At 70.0% G+C, this 9,818-nt stretch carries 5 protein-coding genes; 2 read left to right on the top strand and 3 right to left on the bottom strand.

Going from position 1 to position 9,818, the window contains the following annotated elements:
• Positions 1-182: 182 nt before the first annotated feature.
• The 3 genes from VN779_RS22320 to VN779_RS22310 form a co-directional block, all read right to left on the bottom strand.
• Positions 183-812, bottom strand: a complete 630-nt coding sequence (locus tag VN779_RS22320) for a response regulator transcription factor (RefSeq protein WP_325726515.1) — start codon at positions 810-812, stop codon at positions 183-185.
• A 205-nt stretch (positions 813-1,017) separates the two neighbouring features.
• Complete coding sequence (locus VN779_RS22315; protein WP_325726513.1) at positions 1,018-3,711, bottom strand: LuxR family transcriptional regulator; 2,694 nt, start codon at positions 3,709-3,711, stop codon at positions 1,018-1,020.
• 221 nt (positions 3,712-3,932) lie between these two features.
• Entirely contained in the window at positions 3,933-7,340 is a 3,408-nt protein-coding gene (locus tag VN779_RS22310; protein ID WP_325726512.1) for a S8 family serine peptidase, read from the bottom strand.
• Positions 7,341-7,575: 235 nt separating this feature from the next.
• On the opposite strand from VN779_RS22310, the gene VN779_RS22305 reads away from it, so the two are divergent.
• Together VN779_RS22305 and VN779_RS22300 are read left to right on the top strand one after the other, a co-directional pair.
• Positions 7,576-8,088 carry a hypothetical protein gene (locus VN779_RS22305; RefSeq protein ID WP_325726511.1) on the top strand — a complete coding sequence of 171 codons (513 nt, stop codon included), beginning with the start codon at positions 7,576-7,578 and terminating at the stop codon, positions 8,086-8,088.
• 220 nt (positions 8,089-8,308) lie between these two features.
• Positions 8,309-9,818: circularly permuted type 2 ATP-grasp protein (locus VN779_RS22300; protein ID WP_325726509.1), on the top strand; the 1,510-nt coding region annotated here is incomplete at its 3' end.

Raw genomic sequence — 9,818 nt, 5'->3', positions numbered from 1 at the left:
GTCTCGCGATAGCTTCGCCGACGGCGGTTGACGGTAACGCGGGACACGCGTGCACAGGTTTTTCACTCCACCACGCGCCAACGGGCCGCAGGCACCAGCGGCTCAAGACAGCGGGAAGCTGGAAAGTCATCGCGAGGTTTTGGATAGGAAAAGCGGGACGGCAGCCGGCGGTTAGAGGGTGGTCAGATCAGCCCCTCGCGCACCGCGTACGCCACGGCGTGCGAGCGATTGCGTACCTGAAGCCGGATCATCGCGCTCTGCAACACATTCTTGATGGTGCGCTCGGAGTATGACAGGGCCTTGGCGATCTCGGCTGTGTCGTGCCCCTCGGCGATCAGCTTGAGCACGGCCACTTCGCGATTGGCCAGCCCGCTGAACGCGAAGCCGCGCGGGCTGAGCACATTTCGCTGCACCCGCCCGACCTGCTCCAGCAGCGAGCCGAGCAGGTCGGCCGGGACCGAGCCCTCGCCGCGGGCGGCCGCCTCGATCACCTGGACCAGCCGCTCCGGCCCAGCCTCGCTGCGGCGCACCACCGCGATCACGCCACATTCCGTCGCCAGCGCCAGATCCGCGGCGTTCACGTCGGCGACTATGAGCACCACCCGCGCCGCCGTCACGCGCTGCACGTGGCGCAGGTTTTCCATCGCCCCGTCGCGAGCGTTGTCGAGGACTGCGACGACGACCTGCGGACTGGCCGCCGACGGGTCCGCGGGTGAGAGCACGTGTAGTTGCGGGCACATCCGCAACGCACTCGCGACCCCGGCTTGGGAGATCGGGTCGGTGGCAAACACCGACACCGTGACACGTTCCATTTCCATCCCCAGTGTTCTGCGCCTGTTTTTCCCGCGCCGTGGAAGGGTAGGCGCATTTGCGGTTACCGACCGTCGCGCGCGACCCAAGCGAGGACGATCTCAGCGGCCGTAATTGTCAGTGCACGTGAACCTGCAGGCATCCGTATCCGACTACGTAGGGCGCACTGATGTACTACGGATGCCACCCAGAGGTCGGATGCGCGGGCTACGCAAGCAGGCCGGTCAATTGCTCCCGCCTGGTAACGCCGAGCTTGCTGTAGACATGCGCGAGGTGTGACTCGACGGTTCGCACCGATGTTCCTAGATGATGCGCGATCTCACGGTTCGATAACCCTTCGGCGGCGAGCTTTGCCACCTCGCGTTCCCGCGCGGTCAGGCCTGTGGCGGTGCCGTGCTCGGCGATCACCGGGCTCAGTGCCCCCTGACATGTAGCCAGGTGTCCGGCTGCGCAAGCCGCTGAGGCACTGGAACGAGCCGGCAGTCCTTGGCAGCGGTGCGCCGCGGCGGCTTCGGTTGCCGCTTCTGCCGCCAACAGCCGGCAACCGAGTGCCGCAAAGGCGCGGCTGACCGCGTCGAGCCTGCCGCCGTCCTGCTCTTCCAGGGCGAGCGCGTGCTCGAGATAGACGGCGGTGAGCGGGCCATCCACGAGGTCTGCCTCCTGCACGAGCAGAGCGTGAGCCGAGCGCCGCGCGCCGAGCCGGAGTGCGTCGTGCGCGGCGTTCAGCGCGACCGTGTGGAAGCCCACTGCGGCCGCCGCCTCGGCTGCCTCCAGTGCGAGCGCCCTGGCTTCCGTGTGCCGGCCTTCGGCGAGCGCCACCCAGGCGCGGCCGACCTCGACCTGCGGTGCCCACGAGCGGCGTGACGCGCTGAGCGCCTTCTCGGCGGCCAGCTGCGCCGCCGCGGCCTCGACTGCCATCGGCCGTGGCGGGTCACGGTCCGGATCGGGCGAGAGCGCGTGCGCCCGGGCCAGCGAGGACCAGGACAGGCTGAGAAAACCGACGAGGTCCGCCGAGCCGAGCAGCGTCACCGCCTCGCCGAGCCAGCGCCGCGCGTCGGCCACCCGGCCCGCGTCGAGCGCGATCATGCCGAGCATCTGCGCGCCCGCGCCTGCCGCGAAGTGCACACCGGAGCCGCTGGCATCGCGGTAGACCTTTGCGGCGAGCTGATCCGCCTCAGCCAGCCGTGACGCGGCCCGGAGCGCGGCCGCGCCGGCCAACGGCAGTCCGATCACCGCTTCGGGCACCGCGCCTTTGATCGTCTCGGCCGCGCACCGGCACCGATCCCACTCCACGAGCGCCTGCTCGATCCTGCCGGTCAGAGCGAGCGCGGGAACAGCGGCGCGATGCATCCGCACCAGATTCGCCGGACTGGACGGTGCGCGCATCAAATCCGCGGCCGCCTCGACCACAGCCGGAGCCTGCCCCGCCGCGTAATGCACGCCCGCGCGCATCGCCTGGAGCTCTTGGCGCAGCTCGGCGGAGGTGACCCGGCTCTCGGCGCGCAGCAACTCTTCGACCGCGACGCATGGTTCGTCGCGCCCCCAGCAGGCGGTCACCGCGCGAGTGAGCGCGAGCTGGGTCACATCGGCATCAGATCGCGCAATGTCATCGAGTCCTGATATCGCCTCGGCGGCCTCGGCGTGCCGGCCTTGCCAGGCAAGGGTTTCGGCGAGGAGCAGGCCGGCCGCGAGCGACGCCGGTGCGGCGTGCACCGCGGCGCGGGCCAGCCGCTCAGCCAGACCGGGGTCGATGGTCGCGTGGGCGCTGCGTGCCGCGGACAGATAGACGGCCACCGGAATGTTCGCGCCGCCGCCGGCGGTCAGGTGCCACAGCGCGATGGCCAGCCGGTCGTCGGCGCGGCGAGCACCCTTGGCTTCGACTGCCTCGGCGAGCGTCCGGCAGATCTGGTCGGCCCGAAGCTGCGGCGTGCGGTTACGCAGAACCTCGGTGTCTAACAGCCGCGCCGGTCCGGCTGGGCGGCGCTGGCCGTCGCCGCGTACCCGTATCAGCCCTTTGCTCTCCATGGCGACCAGGTCCGCGCCGGGGGCCAGTTCGCGCAGCAACTGCGCGCCCAGACCCTCGCCCCAGGCCAGCAGTTCGAGCACGGTCCGCTCGGCGGGAGCGAGCGCCGCGAGCCTGCTCCAGACCAACTCGTCGAGCCGCGCGCTCGGCGAGACCGGCCCGTTCCAGCGCCACGCCGTCCCGATGCGTTCCAAGCCGCCGTCGCGGTCAACCGCGGCCACCAATTCGCGCAGGTATACGAGATTTCCCTCGCACAGGCGGTAGATGCGTTCGAGGCTGATTCCGTCCAGCGGCGCGCCCAAGACGTCGCACAGCAGCGCCGACACAAGGTCCTTACTCAGTTGCGGAACGTCGACGCGGGCGAGCAGTTCGTCCCGCCACAACGCGGTAACCGGCTCAGGACACTCTTCCTCATCGCAAACAGTCAGCAGCAGGCTGACTTTCCCCCGCGTGGCAAATTGCCGCATGACGACTGCGGATTCCACATCGAGCAGGTGCGCGTCGTCACATGCCAGCACCCACTCGCGGGTTTTCTCGGATCGAGTGGCTAGTGCCGCGACTGCTTCCCCGACCGTCCGCGGCGGCCCTTCCCGGCCGTCGGCCAGCAGGCCCGAGAGCGCGGCCAGCGGGATCCCGGCAGCGCTGCGCGAGGTGGCCACCCAGTCCACGCACCGGCCCGACGCCCGCGCGATCGCGGCCAACTCGCGGGCCATCCGGCTCCGGCCGGCGCCGTGTGGGCCGCCGATCACGACGCCGTCTCGTTGCAGCGCCGCCGCCGCCAGGCGCAGTTGCTCACCGCGCCCGACAAGCGACGGAGGCCGCCGCGTGCTCGCCGAGGCGTCGCGCCATGACGACGCCTCAGACCATTCGCTCCGCATGGTCCCCCATCCGCATATCCCCCGTGCGTCGAATACTCCGCAAGCGCAGAGCATAGGGGGCGTCACGCAGTGCATGCATCGAGGCCTATGGAAAGGTGCGAGCGTCCAGTGGCCGCAGCGACAGCCGCACCGACCCGAGCCCGGTTGCCTGGGCTGGGCCGGTGCGGCGCCGTGGTCGTGGCGGCAGTCGCGTTCGGACGCTTCGAACCGCCGCCATTTGCTTACTTAAGCGTGTAGCTGTACGGGAAGGCGGCGACTTCGTCACCGCTGAGCAGGAACGAAGAGAAGGTATCCACATAGACGACCGCGTGCACGGACGTGCCCGGACTTCCGGTCGGCGTGACCGTGACCGTGATAGTTCCGCTCTGCCCGGGCGCCAGGCTCAGCGGCGCCAGGCCCGGCGCGGACGCGTTCACGGCGGCGAGCCAGAGGTCGCCGGAGTCCGCGGTCGCGCTCGGGTCGAACTGCTGCGTCCGCACGGTCGCGCTGAGTGTGGCGCTGCCCTTGACCGGTCCGTTGGTCGGTCCGAACGCCGTCGGCTCCGCTGCCCACGGACCCTGAGTCACCCGCGCCGCCGCAAGCTCGGCTGACGCGGCCAGGGCGCTGCCGCTCGTCGGGACGCCCAGCAACTCTGGCAGGCCGTTGTCGAGGGCTGCCACGTCGAAGTCCGCCGGGATCGTCGAACTCTGCGCGAACTTCAGGTCGCTGGTCTCGGCCGGTACCAGCCAGGTGGTGCCGATCGAGGTCGCCGGGAAGGGAATCGCGATCGTCGCGGTCGAGGGCGGCAGGACCAGCAGCGGATACGTGGCCTGCGTTGTGCGGCGCGGGTCCGCGAAGAACGCCTCGGGCGCGGCGCCGGTGTTGGTCACTCGCAGCTTGACGGTTATCGGCTTGCCTGCCGCGACCTTGCCGTGTGGAAGCCCGGAGGCATCCACGTCGACCAGATTGAAGCGCAGGTGTCCGGTGAACCGCTCGGTCAGCGTCGTGCCCGCCACCGGGTTGTCGATGTCGATGAACAAGGTCCACCGCCCGGCTGCCGGGGAGCGCACGAAGCCTTGCAGGGCGCTGATCGGCACCACGTTGCCGCTCGCGTCGACGGTCTGGTTGGTGGAGAGCGAGAGCACCTGGCCGTCAGGACCCGCGATCGCCGCGTTGACGATCTGGTCCGGCGTGCCGGCCAGCCGCAGGTCGATCCCGAGGCCGCGCTTGCCCTGCGGCACGTCGAAGAAGTACGCCTGCGTCTGCGCGCCCGGGTTGCCACGGCCGTTGCCGCCGGTGAGCGTCCCGGTGAACGAGCCGCCGTCAGAGCTCTTCGACAGCAACGTGCGCAAAGTCAGCGGCACGGTGGTGGCGAAGTGCCGTGAGCTGTCGAACTCGATCGCCGCGGACACGTCGCCCGCGTCGTCCGACAGGCGGGTGCGCACGTGGAAGGTCGCGCTCTGGCCAGGCCGCAACGTCGCGCTCGGCGGGCTGACTTCGGCGAAGCCGACGTACTTGGTGGTAGTGAACTCGTAGTTGACGTTTCCGTTGAACCCGGCCGTGCTGGCCGACGCGAAGAAGATCGCGGTCCAGCGGCCCGCCGCCGGGAAGCGCACATCGGCCTGGCCGTGGTTGCCCGCGCCCTGCGGTATCGAATGGTTCTCGTACTCGCCGCGCGGGCCGATCAGCGCGAGCCGCACCAAGGACTGGCCGTTCGCCGCACCGCCGGGCCAGCTGAGCTGAGCCTCGAGATGGTCGGCTCCGGCCGGAACGGTGAAGGTGGTCTCGGCGAACCGGCGCAGAACCGGCGTCCCGTCGGGCGCGGCGATGCCGTCGAGGAAACTCGGGGTCGATGCCGAGGCGATGTCGAGCGGGATGGTCGCCTTCACGTCCGACAGCGTGCGGCCGAGGATGCGGCCGTGCGGCTGGACGGTCTGGGTGGCCGAGCCGGTGTTCGTGACCACGACCGGCAGATCAAGGTTCTGATTCGCCGGGGCGGCCGCGGCGAGCTGGGTATCGCCGCCGGGCGTTGTGATGGTGAGTCCGTCACCCTGGCGGGCTGGGGCCCCGTTCGCGTCGTGGATCGACATCGCTTCGAGCACGGCGCGGTAGGAGTTCAGCTCGCCAGCGCCCTGCTGGGTCGCGGGAAGGCCGAGGTCGGTGGCGGTACCGGTGAGGATCCGCTTGACCAGGGCCGGAGTGGGACGCACACCGTGGTGGGTGTGTTCGTATGCTTCGATCACCAGCGCCGCCGCGCCCGCGACCAGCGGTGAGGATTCGCTGGTGCCGCCGAAGTCCTCGATCGGTGAGGGCGTGCCGTTGAACGCGGTGCAGTCGACGAAGCGCACCGGGTCCGGCGTGCACAGCGCCCATCCGTCCTGCCCGGGCGCGACCAGGTCGGCCACCCGGCCGAGGTCGGTGACGCCGCCGGAGGACAAGGGCGAGGGATTGTCGCTTACCACCGAGGTCGCGAAGTTGCGGGTACCGGCGTAACCGGTCTGCGCCTGGACCCGGAAGGTCGTGGTCGCGCCGACCGAGATGACGTTCGGATCGACCGAGGGGGAGCCGACGGTGTTGGTCGGTCCCGCGTCGCCGGTGGAGCTGACCACGGTGACGCCCGCCGCGACCGCGGCGTCGTCGGCAAGTGCGGTCGGGTCGGTCCCGGCGGTCGGAAACGCGTTGCCGCCGAAGGACTCGTTGATCACGTCGACCTTGTCAACGTTCACCGCGTAGTCGATGGCCTGGATGATCGAGGAGTTGATCGCGAAGTTCGAGGAGCCGAAGACATTCAGCCCGACCAGCGAGGCACCGGGGGCCATGCCGCGCACGGTGATCGTGCAGCCCGCGGGCAGCGGGTGCGCCGAGTCGACGAACTTCGACAGGTCGTACACCTGGCGGCCCTGCGCGGCGATCGAGCTGGCATCGCCGAAGGCCTCGCCGCCGCCGGTGCCCAGCGCCGGGTCGGTGCCGGAGAAGTCCTGGTAGTCGGCGAAGACCGGGGTGCCGTCCGCGCGGATGAAATCAGGGTTCTTAATGTCGATGCCGTCGGCGATCCAGGCGACCTTGACCCCGGTGCCGTCCACCAGGTTCTGCGCCTGCGGGACCGAGCGGTCGAGGAAGGCGGTGTGCGTAGTCTGCAACGCCTCCGGTTCGAGCAGCGGCTTCGCCGGGTTCGTCGGGCAGGTGCCGGGGATCAGGTGATCCGGCGGCGCGGTGACGCCGGCCTGCTGCCGGATCGTGCTGGTCTCCTGCCGGCTCAGCGGGCTGAGCGGCACCATCCGGTCCGGCACGACCTCGGCGACCGAGGGGTCGGCCGCCAGGCTGCCGGCCTGCGCGGCGGTCATGGTGGCGGCGAAGCCGTTGATGACGGCGAAGTTCTTGACGGCCGTGGCGCCGGCGGCGCGGGCCCGGTTCACCAGCGGGGCCTGGTCCCGCCCGGTGACCTGCCGCCGAGTCGCGGCCTTCGCCGAGATGTCCGGGTGCTGATTCTTCAGCACCACGATGAAGGAGCTCCTCGCCCCGCTGGTGGCGGAGGCGGCCGCGGTGGAAGCGGCCGCTGCGGCCGGTCCAGCCCCGACCGCGAGACTCCCGGTGACCGCGACCGCGGTGGCGGCCGCGAGTGTTACCCGATATCTACCTTTTTTGTGCATTCTGCGATGACACGTCCCTCCGAAGTGGCAGCGGGTCTTCAGCGTCCGAACGCGCAAAGGAAACGGGCCGGTGACTGACGAGGGTTCAGAACAATCTTTAGTTGGCGTAATCGGGCGTACCGCCGCGCCGTCGTCCCGGAATGCGCCGCGCCACGCGCACGCCACGCAGACGTCACGGGCACCCGAGACAGTGCATGGAAAGAAGGCGATCGAAACAGGGGAGTTGGGAGTGGCAATGTCACGAAGCAAGCGGTTCGGCGCGGTAGCGGCGTCCGCGGTGATCTGCGCGTCAACGCTTTCGGCGGTCAACGCGGCGCCGGCGTCGGCTTCTTGCGCCGCGGACGTCGTCGTCGCCGTGTCGGGCAGGTACGTGTTTCTCTGGGACGGCACGACCTGGTGGCACGATGGCCCCGGCGGCACGATCACCGGCACGGTCCAGGTGACCCGCACGATCAGCTCGACGCTCTCTTACGGAGCCGACATCACGATGAGCGACCTGATCAATTCGGTGAAGGCCTCGATCAGCAACGCGGCGACCAAGTCCGTGGCCACGACGAAGGGGCACACCTACACTCACTCCATCCCCGCCACCAAGTACGGGAACCTGAAATACGGCGCGTGGGGATACTCGGTGACCTGGAAGAAGGAATATCGGCACTCGAACTGCACGATCTCGGTGCTGGGCCAAGGCACCGGCACGGTGCCGACTGTGGCGACGGGTTGGTACTACTACAACACGAACAGCTGATCGGGGGTCAGCCCGTCGGACGCTGCCGCGTTCGGCGCTGCGCGGCCGCCCGCCGCATCGGGCGGTCGCTCAGCGCCGGCGGTTGAGCGCCGTTTCGTGGAAATCCGGCAGGCGCCTGCCAGCGTAGCGGGCGGCCACGTTCCAGCCGGCTGATGCCGCGGCGAGAAAGATCGCCGCGGCATGTCACCGTTCGGAAACACAGGTGCCCTACGTTCTGGTCATGGCGGACGTATTCGACGCTTACACCCATTCCGAAGCCTGGGACGAGATGTTCGCGGGACCCGGCGTCCCTCGGCGCGCCTATGAACCGGTCTTCGCGGTCCTCGAGCACCTCGACCCCGACGAACTGCGGTTCCGGGTGGACCAGGTGGCGCGCGCATTCACCGATCGCGGGGTGACCTTCGCGTTCGGCGGTGAGGAGCGGCCCTTCCCGCTCGACCTCGTCCCGCGCGTGATCGCGGCGGCGGAGTGGGACGTGATCGACCGTGGAGTTCGGCAGCGCGTACGCGCGCTGGAAGCGTTCCTTGCCGATACGTACGGTCAGGGCGCCGTGTTCGCGGACGGCGTGGTGCCACGGTCGGTGGTGCTCAGTGGCGGGGGGTTCCACCGGGCGGCGCACGGGATCGAGCCGGCGAACGGTGTGCGCGTGCACGTCGCGGGGATCGACTTGATCAGGGACGAGGACGGGCGCTTCCGGGTACTGGAGGACAACGCGCGGGTGCCGTCCGGGGTCAGCTACGTCATGGAGAACCGGCGCATCATGGCCCGGACCTTCCCGGGCCTGTTCGCCGAGCATCGAGTGCGGCCGGTCGACGACTACGCCTCCCGGCTACTGGCCGCGCTTCGCGCGGCCGCACCGGCCGGGGTTACCGATCCGGTGGTCGTGGTCCTCACGCCGGGCGTCGCCAACTCGGCATACTTCGAGCACTCGCTGCTCGCCCGGCAGATGGGAGTCGAGCTGGTCGAGGGCAGGGACCTGATCTGCTCGGGCAACCGGGTGCGGATGCGCACGACGGCAGGGGAGCAGCCGGTGCACGTGGTGTACCGCCGCATCGACGATGAGTTCCTCGATCCGCTGCACTTCCGGCCCGACTCGGTGATCGGCTGCCCCGGCATCCTCAACGCCGCGCGCGCCGGACGGGTCACCATAGCCAACGCGGTCGGCTGCGGCGCGGTCGACGACAAGCTGATCTATACCTACGTCCCCGACCTGATCCGCTACTACCTGTCCGAGGAACCGATCCTGGACAACGTCGAGACGCACCGCCTCGACAATCCCGAGCGGATCGGCTGGGTGCTCGACTCCTTGTCAGAGCTCGTACTCAAGCCGGTCGACGGCGCGGGCGGCAAGGGCATCGTGATCGGACCGCAGGCCGACGAGCGCACCCTGAGCCGGCTGCGCGCGACGGTGTCCGCCAACCCGCGCGGCTGGATCGCCCAGCGACCGGTGGCCCTGTCCACCTCTCCCACCTTCGTCTCGGACCGTTTCGCGCCGCGGCACATCGACCTGCGGCCGTTCGCGGTCAACGACGGCGACGACGTGTGGGTGCTGCCCGGCGGCCTGACCCGAGTCGCGTTGCCGGAGGGCGCGCTGGTGGTCAACTCCAGCCAGGGCGGCGGCTCGAAGGACACCTGGGTGCTGGCCGACGACCGCCGCCTCGGCCCGCGCGACGGCATCAGGCCGCCGCTGTTCGACGCCCCGGCAACGACGGTGCGCGAGGCCGTGGCCG

Source organism: Actinocrinis sp. (assembly GCF_035605935.1).
Classification (GTDB): Bacteria; Actinomycetota; Actinomycetes; order Streptomycetales; family Catenulisporaceae; genus Actinocrinis.
This window is presented reverse-complemented; position numbering and strand designations above follow the sequence as displayed.

What these genes read in the sequence shown, in the direction of transcription:
- VN779_RS22320 (WP_325726515.1), bottom strand. Translation starts at nt 812, where the DNA reads ATGGAACGTGTCACGGTGTCGGTGTTTGCCACCGACCCGATCTCCCAA.
- VN779_RS22315 (WP_325726513.1), bottom strand. Translation starts at nt 3,711, where the DNA reads ATGCGGAGCGAATGGTCTGAGGCGTCGTCATGGCGCGACGCCTCGGCG.
- VN779_RS22310 (WP_325726512.1), bottom strand. Translation starts at nt 7,340, where the DNA reads ATGCACAAAAAAGGTAGATATCGGGTAACACTCGCGGCCGCCACCGCG.
- VN779_RS22305 (WP_325726511.1), top strand. Translation starts at nt 7,576, where the DNA reads ATGTCACGAAGCAAGCGGTTCGGCGCGGTAGCGGCGTCCGCGGTGATC.